Genomic DNA, 19,903 nt, shown 5'->3' with positions numbered 1-19,903 from the left:
CGAGCATGTTTGGATTATTTCAGTCTCCGAGCTACAACCAAGCTCCCCTTAGCAAAGACCAAGTGAATGAACGCTATCGCTATTGGCGTCTGCACATCATGCTGGGTATGTATCTTGGTTATGCGGGCTTTTACTTCACTCGTAAAACATTCAACTACGCTGCACCCGCGATGATTGCTGATTTAAGTTTAGATAAAGCCGATATCGGTATGATAGGTACGCTTTTCTACATCACCTATGGTTTATCGAAGTTTATCTCGGGCACCATTTCTGACCGTTCTAACCCTCGCTTTTTCATGGGTGTCGGTTTAATCGCGACGGGCCTTATCAATATCGCGTTTGGCTTCTCTAGCTCTTTGGTTGCACTCGCTGCCCTGTGGGTGATGAACGCCTGGTTCCAAGGATGGGGCTGGCCTTCGTGCTCTAAGTTACTTACGACTTGGTATTCGCGCTCAGAACGTGGCTTTTTGTGGGCAATTTGGAACACGGCTCATAACGTGGGCGGCGCTTTGATTCCCCTACTCGTTGGGTTTCTCACATTCCATTACAGCTGGCGAGAAGGCTTTATTGTACCGGGCGTAATCGGCGTCATTCTTGGTGTCATTGTTTGTTGGCGTTTGCGTGATAAACCGACCACTCAAGGGTTACCAACAGTTGGTCAATGGCGTGATGACAAGTTAGAGCTGGCGCAAGAAAATCACGGACAAGGTCTGAGTTATAAAGAAATCCTCAAACAATACGTGTTCAACAACAAGTACATTTGGTTGCTCGCATTTAGCTATGTACTGGTTTACATCGTGCGCACCGCCATCAATGACTGGGGGAACTTGTACCTGACAGAACAACACCACTACAGCCTAATCAATGCTAACGCGGCATTGTCGATGTTTGAAATCGGTGGCTTTGTTGGCTCTCTGGTGGCTGGTTGGGGCTCGGATAAACTGTTCGGTGGTAACCGAGGTCCGATGAACCTGTTGTTTGCCGCAGGTATATTCTTATCTGTCGCAGCACTGTGGTTGATGCCATTAACCAACTTCGCGTTCCAAGCTGCGGGATTGTTTTCTATTGGCTTCTTTGTGTTTGGCCCACAAATGTTGATCGGTATGGCAGCAGCGGAATGTTCACACAAAGACTCCGCTGGTGCTGCAACGGGCTTTGTTGGTTTGTTTGCTTACATGGGTGCTGCTCTTTCTGGCTATCCATTGGCATTGATTCTTGAAGAATACAGCTGGACTGGATTCTTTATCACCATCTCGGTATGCGCAGCCGTTATTGGCTTGTTGTTATTGCCATTCTTACAGGCTCAACCTTCAAGAAAGCCGCTCGCTCCCAAGCTTAGGTTGTAGACATCTGATTGTAGAAGCGACTTCTACACCTCTTAGGGTGAGTTAACCACTCACCCGTCCAATCTCCACTATTTTTTGCTTCCGATTCAGTTCGGAGGGTTTTCTACGGGTAAAATTCATGAATTCGAATACTATTTCATCAAAATGCTTCTTCAAAATGGACAATAAGATCCAAAACTACGACTGGGGAAGCCGCACAGCAATCCACGATTTGTTTGGCTTTGCTAACGAAGCTCAACAACCTCAAGCCGAAGTTTGGATGGGCACGCATCCGAATGGTTGCTCTATCGTTACACGAGGAAACACTGACGCTTCAAATACAACTGTTTCGCTATCAGAATTGATCAAACAAGATCCGTCAGCGTTTCTATCCCCAAGCACGGCAGACGCCTTTGGTGACCTACCTTTCCTTTTCAAGATTCTTGCGGCGGATAAAGCCTTGTCTATTCAAGTACACCCAAACAAGCAAGATGCAGAGCTCGGTTATGCAAATGAACAACAGCTAGGTGTCCCGCTGAGTGCATTCAATCGTAATTACAAAGATGCGAACCACAAGCCAGAGCTGGTTTACGCCCTAACGGAATATCAAGCAATGAATGGCTTTCGTCCATTTGATGAAATCATCGCTGAGTTCCGCCAGTGTGACATTCCTGAAATCAACGGCTACCTAGAACAGTTTGAGCGCAACCCCAATCAAGATGGCTTGTGTCACTTCTTCGTAGAGATCCTTTCCATGGAAGAAGCACGCAAGGCTAACGCAGTTGATCACCTATTAAGTTACGCAGCAGCCAACCAAGTACGCCCTGTGTGCGAATTGATTTTAGATCTTGCTGCTCAGTACCCGAATGACGTAGGTTTGTTTGCCCCATTACTGCTGAATGTTATTACGTTAAAACCTGGTGAAGCCATGTTCTTAAGCGCAAGAACGCCTCATGCTTACATCAAAGGCACTGGTCTGGAAATCATGGCGAACTCAGACAACGTACTTCGTGCTGGTTTAACACCAAAACACATGGATGTGGAGGAACTGGTTAAGTGTACCGACTTTATTCCGAAGCCAATGAACACGCTGCTAACCAAAGCAGAAATCAAAGACTGTGAGCACAACTTCCCTGTCCCTGTACAAGACTTCAAGTTCTCTGTGTTCCAAGAGCCGAAAGATCAACAAGTTGAGATGAACAGTGCGGAAATCTTGATGCCGATCGATGCGGACGTTACGCTGCTTGCAGAAAGCGGCGAAACATTGGTGCTTGCCAAAGGGCAATCGGCTTTCATTCCTGCTTATGTGGGTAGCTACACAATCCGTTGTGAAGGTCGCGTCGCTCGTGCATTTAATGGCTAAGTTCATTTCCTCTTAAAACAAAAATGGCGGAGACTTTTCAGCTCCGCCATTCAAACCATTCATTTGTTTGCTAACTCTGTGCTTGAGCCAAACGAATACTCACCAAACTTGCCACCATGATGGCCAAGTAAAAGCTCCCGACTATCGCTTCAAAGAAGACGAAGAACTGTGCCACTGGAACCGTTGGTGAAATGTCGCCATAGCCCACTGTCGTCAAAGTGATAAAGCTGAAGTACAAGGCATTAAACAAGTTCGACAGCCAAGGTTTTGCTTCTAATCCAGTGAAAGAGCTCGGGAAGAATTCCAGCACCAATAAGTAAATCACCGCCCACGCAAGCCCTAATAACAGATAGATACAAATCGAACCTATGATGTGGTTTGTCGTCACCGACTTAGTTAACACCACCTGCTTTAATGCCGAGTATATGTGCGAAAACAAGAACACCAATAACGCACCTAGCGTCATAATGGACAGATCTAAATGCTCTAAGAACGACATCCCGTAGGAGATGACGGCCACAATCAGTAACACACCATACCATGTTCGGTTGGTTTTGTTCTTCTTGTTGATACCTGCGATCGAAGCGCCTAGTGTCACCACCAAAAGGGCGAGAACAAATTCCTGCCCATCTGGATAAAACTGATGCATCACAGCACAGCCAAAAAACAACGCAATGAGTGCGAAAAACAAAAAGTAGAAGTTATCTTCCCTAGTCATCGGTTTCATGATGCCACCTCTACTTTGTCTTCCTCCTTCGCTTTTTGGTCAATGCTCAGTGCTTTGTTTGTTTCCTCGTCATCTTCATCTAACCAGTTCACCATCAACTGGTAAGTCAAACTCAGTACCACAGCACCAACAAACAGACCAACGATACCAGACATTGCCATACCACCCAGAGCACCTAGTAACGTCACAAGCATCGGTGTGTCAGAACCACGGCTTAGAAGAACAGGTTTCAGTACCGCATCACTCGCGCTCACCAAAATACACCAGACTAGGAAGATGCCAGCAACCAGTGTCGATTCGACGCTAAACACGTAAATGATCGCAGGAATCAATGCCAGAATCGGTGGCAACTGAACAATCGCAATCAGAATCACGGCAACCATCCAAAGCGCAGCAGCAGGAACGCCAACCGCGACCATACCAACACCCGCCATGACAGATTGAATCAGTGCAACGCCAATCACACCTTGAACGACACTGCGAACGGTCGATTTTGAAAGATCAATCAACGCTTCGCCTTTCTTGTTGGTAAGGCGGTCAGCCAGCTTGGTAAAACCTTTCTGGCACACTTCAGCATTGCTCATGAACGCACCAGCAATCATGGTCGAAATAATGAACTGGATGAAACCACCACTTACCGAGCCAACGATAGATGCTGCTTGAGAAAGGAAGCCTTTCACTTGTTCGCCATACTTAACCAAGAAGCCTTCCATGTTGGTCGATGCGTAGTTAATCGCAACGAACAATTTATCGCCCACTACAGGGATTTCTTTTAAGCTTTCTTGTGGCTTAGGTACAACTAAGGTGCCATCTTGCAACCCAGTGACGACCTCGGTACCACTGGTATAAAGGCCGGATGAGAGCGCGATAAGTGGGATTAAAAGTAGCAGCACACCAATAGTGCTGAGGAGCGCACTCGCCTTACCTTTTGAGATACCCAAGCGATTATGAAGGGACAACATGACTGGATAGAGCGCGATGGCAATAATGCCGCCCCACACAACTAACATGATGAATGGACTGAGGATAGAGAAACACCACCAGATCAGTAACGCTACGGCTCCGATCTTGATAGCGGCGTCTATCGCCTGTTTAGAGAAATCATTTGAAGCTTTCATAGCGTTACCTTTTCACTGTCTGTTAAGTGTTATGTTTGCAAAAACTTCCATTGTCGGGTTTCCAAAAAGAGTGATGCGAGGATCATGTACGTCCCGACCAACACTAATTGGAAGATTCGGATAAATGTATTGCTGTCGATATCGCCAGAGCTCATTAACGTGCTGCCAATTAAGACAAGCAAGGTACTGAACGCCGTGGCAAATATCGGCGCCTTCTCTGGCACGGTGTAAATCTTCTTCCCTATCAATACCGCCAATAACGCAATAAAGGCGGTGTAAAAGAATATGCTTGGCACAATCGCGAGAATCGAGAAAGCCAAGATGGCAAGTATCCCGCCGATACCGTTACTGATGATTAAGAACGCGCTTAATTTGACTGACTTCTCTGACGTAATCATCAAAGACAGCAACGCGACAAACATCATGGTGAGCAGCGCTTCTGAAATCTGAAAGATAAAGAAGAAGCACACCACAGGAAACGAAATCAACATGGCTCGAAATGACGCATGCCAACGTTGTTCTTTACCAATTGGTGGAGCCGCATAACCGGCGAACTCACTGTCTGGCTCTGGTAGGTAAATATGAACCAAAGCAAAAATCGCCACCGATACCGCACCAGAAATTGCCAAGCCACTCGCGAGCACTAAAGAAATCGCAGGGTTATTGATTGCCATAAACGGCAACATCAACACCGCAATCAACAAAATGGTCGCGAACAGATTCCATTTGGGGTCAGTAAACAAGTAGTAACCCCATGCCATCATCAAACCGACGGCAATCAGTAGAACAATTGGGTACTGAGTAATGCCTCCTGAAAGAAGTAGCCCCAATCCCATGGTGGCAATCAATGCCAGCAGCAACTCGTAAATCGTTTCTCTATGAAGGTTTGGCTTATCGACCAAGAACTTCGCGGTAAATACCGGCGCGACAAACGCCAGTTGCCAATTAATCCAAGCAGCGAGAAACACCGCCAGACCTACACCAATGGTGAAGCGCAGAATCCGGCGTTGAGTTGCGTTATCAATGCTCAGATTATCGGACATAAGACAGTACGCTCAGTAGACGAATCCAAAGTTTGCCAAGGGTGTTGAACACGAAGTTGTCACCGCTGTAGACAATCACGTCTGCTTGCCCGCCAACACGTAGCATTCCTGTTACCTCTTCACGCTCAAACTCGATAGCGATTGGTAACATTTGCGTTTGGCGTAACCAGCCTGTTTGTTGGTTGGCTTGCGCGAGCTTACCCGCTTGTTGGTTTTGTCCCCAATCGACACCCCAGTCGATGCTGCTGACTTTGCCTTTGATGACTTTGCCAGGAACAAAGTCGAGTGCAATTTCCACTTCGTCACCAATGCTGACGTTGCCTAAACTGTTTTCACGGAAGTACGCCTCAATCCAAATGTCTTCTGTCGACACAAACGTCATGATTGGCTGACCTGCTGAAGCGTAGAAGCCTTCGGTTAAGCTGAAGTTCGAAACACCACCTTGAGTTGGCGCACGAATCACTGTACGTTCTAAGTTCAGTTGAGCTTGCTCAAGAGCCAGCAATGCTGCTTTAACTTGGCTGTTTTCTTCACCTTCTGCGCCAAGTTGTTGTTTCGCTTTTTCAAGATCCGCTTCTGCATTTACTACGTTCGCTCTCGCGGTTGCCAATGATGCTCGTGCTTTATCTGCATCCGATTTCGACACTACGCCTTTCTCTGCCATGGCAAGAACACGGTTGGCTTGCGCTTCAGTGTTTTGGCGTTCAACAATCGCAGAAGTTAACCTTGCTTGAGCCGATGCGATTGATGCGGTTTGTGCACCAACGTTCTGCCCAGCAATTTCCAGATTCTCTTCAGCTTGCTTTACTGCAATTTCATAATCTGATTTGTCGAGAACGGCTAGCTCATCACCCTCTGCAACAAGTTGGTTCGGGCGAACCTTAATATCTAAAACGTTGCCAGAAACCTGAGGCTTTATCGGCACGATATAGCCTTTGACACGTGCATTGTCAGTCACTGGAATGATGCGGTCTGACACAATGCTGAACCCGAGCATGACGACAATGAACAAAAGCAAATAGTTGGTGACCGTCTTTACTTTGTCTTTTTTATTCGTCTCTTTATTTTCTGCCACTTCCGTTGGCTGTTTTTGTTTTTCGTTCTCGGACATGTTATCCCCTTGCCATTGAATAGATTGAACATTTTAAGAATATACCGTCCTGCTCAACCTTCAATTAATTGAATAATAAATAGCGAGCTATATCTAAAACCGTGCGTTATGCGCTAAGATAAAACAGTGATAAAGGAGTATCCGCGAAAATGCCAAATCAAACGTTTCATCTACCTGTCATTCAGACTAACTATGCTCGTATTCTGGTTGAAGTCTTTGCTGACTATGGCTTGGACAAGCATAAGCTACTTAGTGACGCTGGCTTACCTGCGGACTTATTCCAAACCGAGAGCGACTACATTCCGTCTGAATCGATAAAACGTTTAATTCATCTCACTTCTTCCCAACTTGGCGTAACGAAATTCACCGACTTATTGGTGTTAGTCTTTCGTCGCCGCGTTATACCCAATGTCTTGCATCAGTTTGTGCCATTTCAAACCATCGGCGATTCAATGCAGCACATTGATGAAATCTTCAGTTTAGACTCGCCTGGCAGTAACGTTTCTTTCGAAACCCATCATGGCCACGCCTGGTTCTGTCGATATTCGGAACAGAAAGACACACAAATCGCTAACTGGTCTGAAGCATTTGCTGTGATTTACATCATTGAGCTCATTAGCATTTTGACCAAGACCGCTTGGTATCCAAGTAAGGTACGCCTGCAAGGCAGTAACAGCGATATCGTAAAAAGTGTTGTTCCTAGCCAGTGCCAGATATTTGTGGGTCAAGAGAAGACCGGTGTTTACATTCCCGCGGACATTCTTAACGTACCAATCCAAATATCGGACTCACAGTTAGGCGCTGAACCGAGTCAGATTCAGTGGCATACAAGTTTTACCGATAGCGTGTTTGAACTCCTGCGCCCTTATGTGCGAGAGCGTAATTTGTCCATAGAAGAAGCGGCTCAGTTGCTGAGCTATTCTGTTCGAACCTTTCAAAGAAAGTTAAAGAATGAAGGCACTTCTTTTCGACATATTAAAGAGTCATTGATGTTCTCTGTTTCTTGCGAATTGATGGAAGAAGGACACTCTCTCACTTATATATCCAATCAACTTGGCTACACCAGTATTTCGCACTTTTCGCGCGCCTTTAAAAGAGTGTCCGGGTTATCTCCTAAAGTGTATAAACAGTCGATTGCGCTGAACGCATCCAGCACTTCGTGACGTTATACTGCTCAGTCCATTTGAGGCTTGGCACTTGGTAATTGTTTGAGCTTGGCTTGCATCAGTGTTGCGAGGTCTATTTCATCGCACAGCACTTCTACGTCCTGAACTCGAAAGTAAACAATCATACGTTACCCTCAATTGAAAACGTGGGGCTATTATGCCGTGGCGCAAACCAAGTTATTTACCATTTTACGCCACCCGACCACATTCCAATCTCAATATTTGAAGTCTCAAATTAGAGTAGTTCGCCCACTTTGCACAATTTTTACAATAAGAAGAAATTCGATAGTTTGTCCATTGAGTTTTACTTCTCAATCCGGCTTCCATCTTGCTTTTGTCTAATTTTCAATAACCTACTGTATTGGTTAGCCCAAATATCGGTTTTATCAGCCAATGGATAACGCTCTATCTATTGGTCAAGCCGAATGTTCATCAGTTTGAAGCGGAGCAGCCTTTTGTTGCAAAACGTATACGCGGGATTGTAATCACGTTTTGTATCACTACAATTCCAAACCAAATGAATAAAGAAACGTTTGTATGCCGAAATTAAATTTAGACAGCGCAAGGAATAGCTCTGCACTCTCTGATAATGAAACCTGCGAAAAAGTACAATCGGCATTAGAACCGAAATACCACAAGCCAGAAAAGAAACTTTGCCTCAGTGCGGGTCTGACGGAAAAGCACATTGAACGCCGTTGGAAAGTACTCGAATCGATGACGGACAAAGATCTTCTTCTGGATCCTTTCACACAATCGCATTACGACCAATACGCCAACAACATTGAACACTTTATTGGTACCGTTAACGTCCCTGTCGGTGTTGCTGGGCCTCTACGTATTAACGGCTTGTTCGCGAATGACGACTACCTAGTACCACTCGCAACAACAGAAGCCGCTCTCGTTGCCTCTTATAACCGCGGCGCGAACTTGATTACCGCAGCTGGTGGCGCAAGTACGCTTTTGATCAGCGAAGGCGTGAGTCGTACTCCCGTGTTTGGTTTCCAATCACTTGCAGAAGCAGCGCAGTTCGTCAGTTGGGTAGTCACTCAATACGATATCTTCCGTAAAGAAGCAGAATCCACCACCACGCACGGCAAGCTGAAAGATATCAACGTCAACATCGAAGGTAATCATGTTTACCTCGTGTTTGAATACGTGACGGGGGACGCGTCGGGTCAAAACATGGTGACCATCGCGACGCACAAAGTCTTCCATTACATTCTTGAACACAGTCCAGTCGCACCGGTTGATGCTTATCTTGACGGCAACTTATCCGGTGATAAGAAAGCCAACGCCCACACTTTACGCTCTGTTCGCGGTAAAAAAGTGTCAGCTGAAGTGACGATTCCTGCGGCTTTGGTCGAGAAATACCTGCACACCACACCAGAGGCGATGGTGAAGTTTGGCAAAATGAACACTGTCGGTGGATTGTTAAGTGGTACCATAGGTATTAACGCACACTACGCCAATGCTCTCACCGCTTTGTACATCGCCTGCGGACAAGATGCAGCGTGCGTTGCAGAATCTGCGGTTGGTATTACTAGAATGGATGTGGATTCTCACGGCGACCTGTATACCTCTGTCACTTTGCCAAACATCATGGTTGGCACCGTTGGTGGCGGTACTGGCCTACCAACTCAGAAAGCGTGTTTGGATATCCTTGGTTTGCACGGCAATGGCAAAGCAAAAGCGTTAGCAGAAGTCGCTGCCGGTCTATGCTTGGCTGGTGAGCTTTCCATTGTTGGTGCATTCTGTGCCGATCATTTCTCCCGAGCGCATCACAAGCTAGCGAGAAAATAAACCGTTCAGCCTAAACCGTTAAAACAAAAAGCCGCGCACTCGTGTTAATACAATGAGTGAGCGGCTTTTTAGTTTAAGCTCTTGTGCTTACTACGTTATTGATGCTGCGAGCAACTTGGCTTATTTACTCAGGTTGCGGTGGTATGTATAAATCCACAGTATCAACAAAATACGTACTCCACATCTCGTTCATACTTGTATCTGAGTACTCGTCAAAGATAATAACGGCAGCGCCATATTCACCTTTGAAGTAAGGCGCAATCAAACGGACAAAATCGTCTCCTTTGCTTAACCTTAAGTAACCTTCTGAGGTGATACTCCAATCCCAACCGAGGTTTTCAGTATTGCCATCGGCTTTCCAAGTCTCGCGATCCGCCATACCGCCTTCATAGATGTCCCAGAAACGAACTTCGACTCCGTTTCCTTTGCGTCTAGTCAGTCTTGAATCGACAACGTCATCCGCCGTTAATGGCTGTAGGCCACCACAGTTTGTTAGCTCCGACGCCAACGACGCGGCATTGACTGATGCACCAGTCTCATTGACCTCGCAGTAATCGTAACCTTCACTGCGACTCACGCCACGGATAGACTCACCAATCACTCGCAACCATATCGCTTGTTCAGACAGTCCTTCTTCGAGCCAACCGTCGACCAGTTCGTCTAAGTCTTCAATATAAGGACCGACGTACTCAGGATAACCTGTGTAATTGTCGTCGATTAGGGTGCTGTATTTTTGTCCACCATCATTAAAGGTGTAGTCATACCCTTCAATTTCAAAGTGTTGCCATTCAACATGAGTACGAATATCTGTCTCTGACCAATAGGTTTTCACTTCGTCCCAACGGTTAAACCTCATACCATCGCCATTTTCATCGACTTTCTTGACCGCGTTCGCTTCATCGAGAATATATTTGCCACCCACACTCGTTTCGATTTTCTGACCGTCGTCGTTGACACCCTTGGTATAGGTATATTCTTCCCAATAATTGACTTGGTATTCGAAGCTAACTGAGCCATCCCAGTTCCAAACTGGGCCGGCTTTCGTGTATGACTCGGAGCCATCGGCATTATTCATACTTGTTGTCGTTTCATTTACTGAACCGTCTGCATCCCAATCATGCTTGATGACTTCTTTGTTACCACCATCGACATAGTCCCATCGTTCACGAACTTGCGCATAGGTGGCCGCTTCTAGAGGAACTGCAGCATCTAGGTCGTACTCTTTAAAATCACGAGATTCATAATCATGTTCTGCCGTTGTTTCTTCTACCTCAACCATGGTTTGAAGTAAGTCCACACCAGACATATCGCGGGCCATGATCGCTTCTGCAAACAAATCCACCGTGCTGTAGCTTAACTCACGTTCTGGATCATCCGTAGTGACGCTGTCACCACCAGAATCGGCAGGGTTGGATTCATCAACGTAACGGGTAAATTCCCACTGACCGCGAGTCTCCCCCTCATCTGCGACACCAACATCATATACGTGGCTGGTAAAATCAAACTCGCCATCGAAGTTCAAGTCTGCTTTAAACGTTATCTTGGCCGTGAAAGTACCGTCATCGAGGTTCTGCACCGCTTCTTCTGTGAACGTACTGAACACCGTTTTTACGCCGGCTCGCTCATAATATTCCGTAGCCGTGGCTTGATAGGTCAATGTGTTCGCGGTTTCATCGACGATCTCCGTTTCACTGCCCTCTACCGTGAAGTCTAATGAGATGTCCATATTGTCCGGCGTACCATAGTAACTGTCTGTGTACGAGTAATGGGTAACCTTACCGTTGGGATATTCATCTTCTAACTCTTCGGCAACTCGCTCATCCGATACGCGCTCGTCGACTTTACTTTCAGCTAGTTCTAGAATTTCGCCTGTGTCGCCTTCAGCGATAAAATCACCCATCAAACGGTCTTTAAGTTCTTCATCGGTCAAGGTGCTGTCTTCGAGCTCTTCTTTTAACTCGTCAACTGCATCGTCAATTGCTTGGTTCACCAGGCTTCCAAGCGCAACAAGCAGCGCTGCTAATTCCTCATCACTCAATTCATCGAGGTTTTGATCTTCCAGAACGGCGCTTACTCGAGATGTCAGCTCTTCATGAACTTGGGTAGTAAAAGGGTTGATGACCTGACCATCGAGTTCACCGTCTTCAAGATCATCAAAGTCGGCTTGTGTTAAAGGTGGCATCCCAAGAACAATGGCGTGTCCATCTTCAGCATCTTCAAAGACTTTCTCTGCTTCATTTGCAGCGATTTTCTGCTCTAACTCTTCCATCGTGGTTGGGGGTTCAGTCCCCACATCGACAGAGTCGTTTGTTAACTGAGCCAAAATTGGCACACCTACTAAGGCGTCCTTTTGTGCTCCTGAAATTTGAAATGAATATGTACCATCAAGACCAGTGTTTGCCTGAGGTTCATCGGCGTCTGGCTCACCATCTCTATCGATGTCCATCCAGACTAAGGCGTTATAGATGTAACCATCTACGACGGTACCATTAAGTGTGTACGTTTGACTGGCGCTCTCATCATTATCATCACTGCCACACGCAGCGACCGTAGATGCAATAACAATAGCGAGCATAGTTTTGCGAGCTTCCATGTGTGCTCTCCTATCCAACATTTATGGTGCAGCTATTACCTCTCCTCTTTACTAGCTGCGGATTGAATTGTGTCGAACTTATCGACCCGGTAAATGTTAGCTATTGATCGCATTTATTTGTGCAATTTATGTACAATCGTGAGCTTATTCACGCTTTATGCAACTTAATTAATAAATCGATCAGTAAAGTAATCACTCTGGCATGTTTTTTTAGATCTAATTTCTTTAAAGGCTCACTTCAACCAAACTAAGTGATATATCAACAAGCCCACCATTGAGTGTTCGAATGATAAAAACAGGCAAAACATGAAAGCCTGCTTAAAAATTTCATAATTAATTTGAAGTTTAACAAGGCAATTTTGGCGCTTATCTATCAGTTATTTATCAAACCAAACGTGAGCCTACGTTTTTCAATCCAGATTATTTTCTGAGAAATCATACTTTGTTAGTGAATTTTCCCGTCTATACTCCGCTCTGCAGCTGCTTGATTTCGTTACTTTATTTTACAGCTCACTATGAGCTTCATTTTACTCCCGTTAAATGGATTTAAGTCGTTCCTTTGGGTAAGCGAGTTAACTATGAGACGTCAGAAACAGAATGAGATTTCTTGTTGGGTGCTAGGCTTTGTAGCCATGCTATTGTTTTTTGTAGGACCAGTATCGGCCGACGAAGACGACCCAGATCTACCAACTGCACGCTTTCTATATCAAACCACATTTGGTCCCACTCCTGCTTTGATCGACCAAATAAACCAAACCAATTACGAGGATTGGATTACAGAACAAATACTTCTCCCTCCTACTTATCACAGTGATCTTTACTTCACGCCTTTTAGTAAAGGGGCACAAGCAAACCGAGAAAACGCTTGGTATCAAATCGTCCTCACTTCTGAAGATCAACTCAGACAAAGAATGGCCTTTGCTCTTAGCCAAGTTCTCGTTGTATCCCGATATGGCGGTCTACTCGGTAGCAAGCCGGAAAGTCTGGTCAATTATTATGACTTACTGGTCGAAAATGCCTTTGGCAACTATCGTGACTTGTTGCTAAAAACCGCTATGCACCCTGCCATGGGAAACTATTTGTCAATGATGGGAAGCGCAAAAGCAAACGCGGCGACAGGTGCACTGCCAGATGAAAACTTTGCTCGTGAATTGATGCAACTGTTCACCATCGGTTTGTATCAATTGAACTTAGACGGTAGCGTCAAATACGATTTAGAAACTGGGCATGCGCTCGCGACCTACACACAAACAGACATACAAGAACTCGCTCGCGCGCTGACGGGTTGGAACAAGTCAGACAACACGTTTGTGAAGCCTATGCGCGTGATTAAAAACCGCCACGACACTGGTGAAAAACACGTACTCGGTAGCAAGATCCCTGCGGGACTGACCGCCGAAGAGGAACTGGAACGTGTCATTGATATTTTGATGAGTCACGACAATATCGGGCCGTTTGTCTCTAAGTTGCTCATCCAACGCTTTGTGACCTCTAATCCAACACCTGAATACATTGCAAGAGTCGCAACCGTGTTCAATAACAATGGCAATGATGTAAAGGGTGATTTGAATTCTGTCATCCGAGCGATCTTACTTGATGACGAGGCTCGCGGGAAAACCTCCATTCGCCCAATAAAAGTAAAAGAGCCAATCTTGGTGCTCACCAATTTCCATCGCGCGGCGGGCTTTACACTCGACGCTGCACGATACGATGGCGCGGTATCCTTGATGAACATCGCCAATCAAGGACCACTGCGGTCACCTTCTGTGTTTAACTTCTATTCGCCCGATTATCAGCCTTCAGCCGACTTTGTGTTTACCGGAATGGTTTCGCCTGAGTACGAACTATTGGATTGGTCGGTATATACAGAGTTGGTTAACTTCATGCTTTACAGCGTTCGTAAAGGTTCTGGCTCGACTTACTCATTGGATATGACTGAGTTGTACGAGTTGCTTGATGATCATGAGGCATTGGTTAAGGCCATCGATGTGCGTTTCTTTGCGGGCACGGCTTCTCCGCAGCTAAAACAAATCATGCACAACGCACTCAACAAATACAAAACCAATTATGTTCCCACCACCAAACTTGCCTTAGTGATTTTCACCGCGATTTCTGGCAGCGAATTCTACATTCAAAATTAGGAGCGACTTATGAAACTTTCACGACGCAATTTTATGAAAAGTACGGCTTCTTTGGGTGCTATGGCTTCCGTGGGTTTACCAGGTTATGCAATGGCTTCACAAACCAATGATTTTCGTGCGCTTATCTGTGTGTATTTGTCTGGCGGTAATGATGCTATTAATACATTCCTGCCCTTGTCCGACTTCCATTACGACCAATACGTCAATGTGAGAGGCAAACTTTCTGTTGCCAAAAACAGCATCATACCTATTGGGTTAAATGCCACTGACAACAAAGGCAATACGGTACCCTTGGGTATGCATCCAAAGTTAGCTCGACTGGCTGAAATGTTCGATAACGGTGATGCCACTGTCGTTCTTAACAGCGGTGTCCTTGAGCAACCCATGACGAAACAGATGATTGAATCTGGTGAGGTTGCTTTGCCTGATCAGCTCTTTTCTCACAACTCGCAAAGCAACACTTTAATGCGCGGCGGCATGAACACGTTCACAAACCTAGGTTGGGCAGGAAGAATGCTCGATGTCATGAGCTCACACTCAGAGATTACGCCGCTGTACAGTGTTCATGGTGATTCCTTGTGGTTACGTTCACTTGAACACCGACAAACCGTGCTTAAGAAAGACCGAGCCGTGCAGCTGAGCGCGATTGGCAATCCACTTTACAAAGAGGTCTATGATCAACTGTTGGCGACGGCTTCTAATAATCCATTCAGTGGTCACTTTAATCTGATGGTTGATGACTCTATGACCATGAGTGGTGTGTTGGCAGAGCAACTGCACAATGTAGAAGATGCACCGCTGTTTTCCTCTACCACGCTCGGGAAGCAAATGCAGACGGTCTACAAATTGATTGCGAGCCAAAGCCACTTGAATCAACAGCAACAAGTGTTCTTCGTTAAACATACTGGTTATGACGTTCATGATTCACAACTGTCGAAACACCCTGCATTATTAGGAGACTTGGCGACAAACCTGTTTGCCATGTATCGAGCAATCGATGCACTTGGAATGCGTGACAATGTCACTACATTTACCATGTCTGACTTTGGCCGCCGCATGACAAACAACGGTAACGGTACCGACCACGGTTGGGGCGGACATCAGTTTATTATGGGTGGCGCGGTTAACGGGTCGAAGCCAATTGGAACATGGCCTGAATTGGTATTGGATGGCGAAGATGATTACTCGAAAGGACGTTTGATTCCGAAAATCGGTACTGATCAAGTGGGCGCAACACTCGCACAATGGATGGGCATTACCGATGGCGCAGCGTTGGATTACGTGTTCCCCAACATCCGAAACTTCTCTTCATCAAATCTCGGCTTTATGTCGTAACGCCTTTATGTCTTAACACCTACCGGATAGGCATAAAAAAGGGAGCGTTATGCTCCCTTTCGCTTATTACTTATTTTGACCAGTTAGCCGCTCGCGCTAGTTATGCGTCTTCACCACGTGGGCGTTCATTACAAAGCTTAATAGCACGCTCTAGTAGCTCAAGCGCTGACTTATCACTCTCAGGCAGCGCAGCGTCACTTTCAGCAACAGGCGTTACGCGGTCACCCCACTTCAACACAGCGGCACCCCATGTTAGACCAGCACCGAACGCTGCTAACAACATGTTGTCACCTGGCTTAACACGACCTTGTTCTAGCGCTTCACACAATGCGATTGGCACCGTCGCTGCCGAAGTGTTACCGTAGTTTTGGATGTTCACAAACGCTTTTTCTTGTGGGATACCAGAAAGATCACACAGCGTTTGGATAATACGGATGTTTGCTTGGTGCGGGATTACCACGTCGATTTGATCTGTGGTTAGTTCTGAAGCTTTCAGAACTGTTTTCGCCGCTAGACCCATGCCTTTTACGGCGCGTTTGAAGATCTCTTGACCTACAAAGTTGAAGTCCCAGTAACCATTGTCTTCCGCAAAGCGGTCCATGCATGTACCAAACTTAGGTACGGAAAGGATGTCGCGCCCTTTTGCATCACAACCAATTTGCGATTGCAGTAGACCTGTTTCTTGCTCTGTACGAGTCAGAACAACGGCCCCTGCACCATCGCCGAACAGTACAGCAGTATCGCGCATTGCCCAGTCGATGTAGAAAGAAAGACGCTCTGCACCAATAATGATTGCGTTTCTGTAGTTGCCCGATTGAATCAAACGTGTGCCTGTTTCTAGGCCGTATACGAAGCCAGTACATGCTGCGTTTAAATCGAATGCCGCAGCAGAGCGAACACCAAGGTTTTGCTGAACCTTAGAGGCAATGTTTGGGATAAGGGAATCAGGGGAGCATGTCGCAACAATGATTAGGTCGATGTCACTCGCTTCTACACCTGCACGAGCCATCGCGTGTTGCGCGGCTACCGTTGCCATGTCAGACGTGTTTACGTGGCTGATGCGACGGTTTTCAATACCAGTACGGGTGCGAATCCATTCATCTGAAGTTTCAAGGAAAGTGCTAAGGTCATCGTTAGAGAGCGTGGCTGGTGGAAGACATTTTCCCCAACCGGTAATTTCAGCGTAGTAATTTGTCATCGCAGACCTATTTATTGTTGTATTTTAATGAAATTTCTTAGAACCTGTTCGGGTCCAAATACAGACTTGCCGTCTTATAATTCGGCAGGCTAAAAAATAAGTATACAAATTATGAGGCTGACTGGTAAGTCATGTTTTCATCAAGTTGTCATAAAGGAAGAAGTCATGTCATCGTTTAAAACTCGTTGCCCGTCTTGTGGCGGTTTAAATCGTGTCCCTAATGAGCGAGTTGCAGAAGCTGCAAGTTGCGGTAAATGCAAAAACGCCCTGTTTGATGGTGCACCGATAGAAGGCACTGTCGATAACTTCTCGGCGCTGCTAGAAAGTAACACGCCAGTTGTGGTGGATTTTTGGGCACCGTGGTGCAATCCATGTGTTGGTTTTGCGCCTGTTTTCTCGGATGTTGCACAAGAACAGACCGGAAACGCTCGTTTTGTCAAGATTGATACCGAAGCGCAACAGCAGCTTGCCGCTCAATTTGGGATTCGCAGCATCCCAACCATTATGGTTTTCAAGAATGGCCAGCGCGTGGATATGATCAACGGCGCCCTACCTAAGACTCAATTCGATCAGTGGTTAAATCAAGCACTTAGCAAATAAATCCTTGCGCCAGCCTCGCTTACAGGCTGGCGTTTTTATGCAGCATTTCCCCATAGAATTTCGATAAATTTCTTTTGTCGAAACGACTCAAATATATCGTTTTACTTGCCTATTAATTAGCCTCATATTCGCGCCGAATAACCCCTGATTTTTACTTAACTTATAGGCGCAAAACATTGGAAAACACAGCCATTCCTGCAGCATCACCACGAGTCACAGTTCCTGTCGTAGCACTGTCTCTTTATGCAGTGGCGTCAGGCTATTTGATGAGCTTGATCCCTCTTATGCTTGGTGAATACAACATCTCTGCTGATTACGCGAGTTGGTTGGCGAGTGTGTTCTATGGCGGTCTATTGATCGGCGCAATGTTCTTTGAACGTATTGTTCGCAACGTTGGTCACCGTAAAGCGTTTGTAGGTAGCTTAGCTGCATTCTCACTAACGATCATCGTACTGCCTATTATTCCTAACGGCATGGTATGGCTTGTCGCACGTTTTATCGCAGGTATTGCGGTCGCTGGCGTCTTTGTCATTGTTGAATCATGGCTAATGTCTGGTGATGAAGCATCACGCGCCAAACGCTTGAGCCTATACATGCTGTCACTATACGGAGGTTCTGCATTGGGTCAGTTTGGTATCGGTATCCTTGGTGTGAGCGGCGGTGTTCCTTTTATTGCCATCACAACACTGATCTTAATGGCGATGTTAGTGCTGCTGTTCATCGATTGTGAACAACCAAACAGCCATGAATCGACTGCACTTTCGTTTAAACAGATCTCTAAACTAAGCCACGCTGCGATCATTGGTTGTGTAGTGTCTGGTCTTACTTTAGGTGCGATTTACGGTTTGATGCCTGTTGAGCTTGCAAACCGCAAAATCAGCCACCAAGACATTGGCACTCTAATGGCACTTGTGATCCTAGGCGGCATGCTGGTTCAACCAATGGTGACAACCTTAAACAAGTACATGGCACGTACAGTGCTAATGGCGTTCTTCTGTATCCTAGGTATTTTCTCTATCGGTCTGACCTTCGTTTCTTCGTCAGCGGTAGTATTGGCAGCAGCACTGTTCCTATTGGGCATGGCGACATTCGCACTATACCCAATCGCGATTAACTTGGGTTGCGAAGGTTTGGACGAGCGTTTCATCGTGTCTGCAACGCAAGTCATGCTGTTCAGCTACAGCGTTGGCTCGGTAGCAGGTCCAGTGGTCGCAGATAAGTTCATGGGTCAGATGCACGGCTTGCTGGGCTACTTGTTCGCAGCATTGCTTGCAACTTGCATCTACATGCTAATCGCAGCGACCAAGTCAAAACATCAAATGGCAGCAGGTTTGTAATTCAAACCTCTGCAAAAAGACAAACAAAAACGAGGGTCAATGCTCTCGTTTTTTTTGTTTCTGAATTCTCTACTTTATCGATCATTAGGTGATCATTAGAAATCAAAACGACTCATTGGTTTTGATTCTCCAATAACCTCTTGCGATAACGCGTTGGTGATGTGCCGTAGAACTTTTTAAATCGATGAGTGAAATTGTAAGGATCACGATAACCCAATCGGTTCGCAATCATAGCCACTGACCAAGCTGGATATTGCAATAAGTCTGCGGCCTTGTGCATACGAAGCTCAATTAACTTGCTTCGCGGACTCATATTGAAAAGCTGTTTAGATAAACGATTGAACTGCTCTTCACTGATAAAACACTGCTTGGCCATTTCGGCAATGGTCCACGGCAAGTGTAACTGACCTTCAACTTCGTTAAAGAGTGTTTGAACGCGCGACAGCGACGTACTGATTGGAGTTTCAACACTTTTTACCAATCGCTGCACTTCACTGATCAATAACTGACGAAACCCCGTTCGTCCCCCTATTTCGTTGTAGAGTAAGGTCATCAGTGACCATACCTGCTCAGAGCCCCTAAACGGCACCACGGTTTGCCCCAAGTCAGAGAGATGCTGCCAGGCCTCTGTATTTTGTGGCAGAAGCCAAACCATCTTCCAGAGCCCCCTTCTTGGATTCATTTCAAATCGAAAACACGTATCTACAGGCAAAATAGTCAGCGTATAAGGCTCAATTTCTTTAACGAAATCCGGTGTAATCAAAACACCGCCGCCTTCAATAGTAAACAGCAAGGTATGAACGCCCACTTTATCTCGCTCGACATGGTAACCATCGCGCAGTTCAGCCAGCCCCGCCATAAAGATATCAGCTCGTTTCCATTCGGGGATTTCCGTTAGAGTCAGGAATCGTTCTTTACATGCAGGGGCTAAATGCACATCGTCGTGCCACTCTGTTTTGATGGCAAATTGTTCGATGACGGATTCGCACAGGTTTTGTGGTTTTTCGCACATGTATTTCTGTCCCTATTGGCTTTATATTCCTCAC

General features: G+C 46.0%; 15 protein-coding genes. 8 read left to right on the top strand and 7 right to left on the bottom strand.

The window, feature by feature from the left end:
• Window positions 1–5: 5 nt before the first annotated feature.
• Window positions 6–1,346, top strand: a complete 1,341-nt coding sequence (locus tag ACLIIY_RS24975) for an MFS transporter (RefSeq protein ID WP_434528726.1) — start codon at window positions 6–8, stop codon at window positions 1,344–1,346.
• A 118-nt stretch (window positions 1,347–1,464) separates the two neighbouring features.
• Window positions 1,465–2,688, top strand: a complete 1,224-nt coding sequence (gene manA, locus ACLIIY_RS24970) for a mannose-6-phosphate isomerase, class I (protein WP_434528725.1) — start codon at window positions 1,465–1,467, stop codon at window positions 2,686–2,688.
• A gap of 70 nt (window positions 2,689–2,758) precedes the next feature.
• Here manA and ACLIIY_RS24965 read toward each other — a convergent pair whose 3' ends face one another.
• The 4 genes from ACLIIY_RS24965 to ACLIIY_RS24950 are packed head-to-tail and all read right to left on the bottom strand — an operon-like array spanning window position 2,759 to window position 6,687.
• Window positions 2,759–3,415, bottom strand: a complete 657-nt coding sequence (locus tag ACLIIY_RS24965; RefSeq protein ID WP_409580759.1) for a potassium channel family protein — start codon at window positions 3,413–3,415, stop codon at window positions 2,759–2,761.
• Window positions 3,412–4,533 (bottom strand): AI-2E family transporter, encoded by a 1,122-nt coding sequence (locus ACLIIY_RS24960; protein WP_434528724.1) that lies wholly within the window; start codon window positions 4,531–4,533, stop codon window positions 3,412–3,414. The genes ACLIIY_RS24965 and ACLIIY_RS24960 overlap by 4 nt, the downstream gene beginning before the upstream one ends.
• 29 nt (window positions 4,534–4,562) lie before the next feature.
• The gene (locus tag ACLIIY_RS24955; RefSeq protein WP_074051477.1) at window positions 4,563–5,576 is read right to left on the bottom strand and encodes a DUF2955 domain-containing protein; all 1,014 of its coding nucleotides are present in this window, start codon (window positions 5,574–5,576) and stop codon (window positions 4,563–4,565) included.
• Complete coding sequence (locus ACLIIY_RS24950; protein WP_434528723.1) at window positions 5,566–6,687, bottom strand: HlyD family secretion protein; 1,122 nt, start codon at window positions 6,685–6,687, stop codon at window positions 5,566–5,568. Before ACLIIY_RS24950 ends, ACLIIY_RS24955 begins: the two co-directional genes overlap by 11 nt.
• 149 nt (window positions 6,688–6,836) lie before the next feature.
• Between ACLIIY_RS24950 and ACLIIY_RS24945 the strand changes: the two genes are divergently transcribed.
• Both ACLIIY_RS24945 and ACLIIY_RS24940 read left to right on the top strand, forming a co-directional pair.
• Window positions 6,837–7,850 (top strand): helix-turn-helix domain-containing protein, encoded by a 1,014-nt coding sequence (locus ACLIIY_RS24945; protein ID WP_038877339.1) that lies wholly within the window; start codon window positions 6,837–6,839, stop codon window positions 7,848–7,850.
• 540 nt (window positions 7,851–8,390) lie between these two features.
• A complete protein-coding gene (locus ACLIIY_RS24940) occupies window positions 8,391–9,653 on the top strand; it encodes a hydroxymethylglutaryl-CoA reductase (protein WP_434528722.1) in 1,263 nt (420 codons plus the stop codon).
• A 124-nt stretch (window positions 9,654–9,777) separates the two neighbouring features.
• Here the strand turns inward: ACLIIY_RS24940 and ACLIIY_RS24935 are convergent, their stop codons facing one another.
• Window positions 9,778–12,246 (bottom strand): hypothetical protein, encoded by a 2,469-nt coding sequence (locus tag ACLIIY_RS24935; protein WP_434528721.1) that lies wholly within the window; start codon window positions 12,244–12,246, stop codon window positions 9,778–9,780.
• Window positions 12,247–12,824: 578 nt separating this feature from the next.
• On the opposite strand from ACLIIY_RS24935, the gene ACLIIY_RS24930 reads away from it, so the two are divergent.
• Window positions 12,825–14,387, top strand: coding sequence for a DUF1800 domain-containing protein (locus ACLIIY_RS24930; protein WP_434528720.1), 1,563 nt, complete (start codon window positions 12,825–12,827; stop codon window positions 14,385–14,387).
• Between the two features lie 9 nt (window positions 14,388–14,396).
• Complete coding sequence (locus ACLIIY_RS24925; protein ID WP_434528719.1) at window positions 14,397–15,722, top strand: DUF1501 domain-containing protein; 1,326 nt, start codon at window positions 14,397–14,399, stop codon at window positions 15,720–15,722.
• Window positions 15,723–15,822: 100 nt separating this feature from the next.
• Here ACLIIY_RS24925 and ACLIIY_RS24920 read toward each other — a convergent pair whose 3' ends face one another.
• Window positions 15,823–16,920 (bottom strand): ketoacyl-ACP synthase III, encoded by a 1,098-nt coding sequence (locus ACLIIY_RS24920; protein WP_434528718.1) that lies wholly within the window; start codon window positions 16,918–16,920, stop codon window positions 15,823–15,825.
• A 165-nt stretch (window positions 16,921–17,085) separates the two neighbouring features.
• On the opposite strand from ACLIIY_RS24920, the gene trxC reads away from it, so the two are divergent.
• Window positions 17,086–17,520 (top strand): thioredoxin TrxC, encoded by a 435-nt coding sequence (gene trxC / locus ACLIIY_RS24915; RefSeq protein ID WP_005443913.1) that lies wholly within the window; start codon window positions 17,086–17,088, stop codon window positions 17,518–17,520.
• A 176-nt stretch (window positions 17,521–17,696) separates the two neighbouring features.
• On the top strand, window positions 17,697–18,857 hold the full coding sequence (locus tag ACLIIY_RS24910; protein WP_009705352.1) for an MFS transporter: 1,161 nt from the start codon (window positions 17,697–17,699) through the stop codon (window positions 18,855–18,857).
• Between the two features lie 112 nt (window positions 18,858–18,969).
• On the opposite strand, the gene ACLIIY_RS24905 is transcribed toward ACLIIY_RS24910, so the two are convergent.
• A complete protein-coding gene (locus ACLIIY_RS24905; RefSeq protein WP_434528717.1) occupies window positions 18,970–19,869 on the bottom strand; it encodes a helix-turn-helix transcriptional regulator in 900 nt (299 codons plus the stop codon).
• Window positions 19,870–19,903 lie beyond the last annotated feature (34 nt).

The sequence above is a fragment of the Vibrio sp. K4 genome, assembly GCF_051122595.1.
Lineage (GTDB): Bacteria > Pseudomonadota > Gammaproteobacteria > Enterobacterales > Vibrionaceae > Vibrio > Vibrio owensii.
The sequence above is the reverse complement of the archived record's forward strand: the minus strand, read 5'-3'. Positions and strand labels throughout refer to the sequence as shown.

Bases quoted from the DNA above. Each gene is read 5' to 3' on its own strand.
- trxC (WP_005443913.1), top strand. From the start codon at position 17,086: ATGTCATCGTTTAAAACTCGTTGCCCGTCTTGTGGCGGTTTAAATCGT.
- ACLIIY_RS24905 (WP_434528717.1), bottom strand. From the start codon at position 19,869: ATGTGCGAAAAACCACAAAACCTGTGCGAATCCGTCATCGAACAATTT.
- ACLIIY_RS24935 (WP_434528721.1), bottom strand. From the start codon at position 12,246: ATGGAAGCTCGCAAAACTATGCTCGCTATTGTTATTGCATCTACGGTC.
- ACLIIY_RS24955 (WP_074051477.1), bottom strand. From the start codon at position 5,576: ATGTCCGATAATCTGAGCATTGATAACGCAACTCAACGCCGGATTCTG.
- ACLIIY_RS24945 (WP_038877339.1), top strand. From the start codon at position 6,837: ATGCCAAATCAAACGTTTCATCTACCTGTCATTCAGACTAACTATGCT.
- ACLIIY_RS24920 (WP_434528718.1), bottom strand. From the start codon at position 16,920: ATGACAAATTACTACGCTGAAATTACCGGTTGGGGAAAATGTCTTCCA.
- ACLIIY_RS24965 (WP_409580759.1), bottom strand. From the start codon at position 3,415: ATGAAACCGATGACTAGGGAAGATAACTTCTACTTTTTGTTTTTCGCA.
- ACLIIY_RS24950 (WP_434528723.1), bottom strand. From the start codon at position 6,687: ATGTCCGAGAACGAAAAACAAAAACAGCCAACGGAAGTGGCAGAAAAT.
- ACLIIY_RS24940 (WP_434528722.1), top strand. From the start codon at position 8,391: ATGCCGAAATTAAATTTAGACAGCGCAAGGAATAGCTCTGCACTCTCT.
- ACLIIY_RS24975 (WP_434528726.1), top strand. From the start codon at position 6: ATGTTTGGATTATTTCAGTCTCCGAGCTACAACCAAGCTCCCCTTAGC.
- ACLIIY_RS24925 (WP_434528719.1), top strand. From the start codon at position 14,397: ATGAAACTTTCACGACGCAATTTTATGAAAAGTACGGCTTCTTTGGGT.
- manA (WP_434528725.1), top strand. From the start codon at position 1,465: ATGAATTCGAATACTATTTCATCAAAATGCTTCTTCAAAATGGACAAT.
- ACLIIY_RS24960 (WP_434528724.1), bottom strand. From the start codon at position 4,533: ATGAAAGCTTCAAATGATTTCTCTAAACAGGCGATAGACGCCGCTATC.
- ACLIIY_RS24930 (WP_434528720.1), top strand. From the start codon at position 12,825: ATGAGACGTCAGAAACAGAATGAGATTTCTTGTTGGGTGCTAGGCTTT.